The 519-nt window shown below is 49.5% G+C and carries 2 tRNA genes and 1 rRNA gene; all 3 read left to right on the forward strand.

The window, feature by feature from the left end:
• Positions 1–232: ribosomal RNA gene (locus JMW94_RS14785) — 16S ribosomal RNA — on the forward strand; the annotation flags it as partial.
• A gap of 76 nt (positions 233–308) precedes the next feature.
• A tRNA-Ile gene (locus JMW94_RS14790) sits at positions 309–385 on the forward strand.
• Between the two features lie 9 nt (positions 386–394).
• Positions 395–470, forward strand: a tRNA-Ala gene (locus tag JMW94_RS14795).
• Positions 471–519 lie beyond the last annotated feature (49 nt).

The raw sequence follows: 519 nt of genomic DNA on the forward strand, positions 1-519 counted from the left end.
GTCTGCAACTCGACTCCATGAAGTAGGAATCGCTAGTAATCGCGGATCAGAATGCCGCGGTGAATACGTTCCCGGGCCTTGTACACACCGCCCGTCACACCATGGGAGTTGATTGCACCAGAAGTGGTTAGCCTAACCTTTTAGGAAGGCGATCACCACGGTGTGGTTGATGACTGGGGTGAAGTCGTAACAAGGTAGCCGTAGGGGAACCTGCGGCTGGATCACCTCCTTATAGACAGCATTCGGTCAGCAAGAATTCACAACAAGTTGTTCTTTAGTTTAAGCTTACGTTTATACAAGCGTAATTTGGGTCTGTAGCTCAGCTGGTTAGAGCACCGTGTTGATAACGCGGGGGTCAGTGGTTCAAGTCCACTTAGACCCACCATTTATATATGGGGCCATAGCTCAGTTGGTAGAGCGCCTGCCTTGCACGCAGGAGGTCAACGGTTCGACTCCGTTTGGCTCCACCACTATAGACGAATAAGCTTTAAGTGCTAATGGTATAAATAGAAACAAGTG

The sequence above is a fragment of the Psychrobacter immobilis genome (assembly GCF_904846185.1).
In the GTDB taxonomy this organism is placed as follows: domain Bacteria; phylum Pseudomonadota; class Gammaproteobacteria; order Pseudomonadales; family Moraxellaceae; genus Psychrobacter; species Psychrobacter immobilis_B.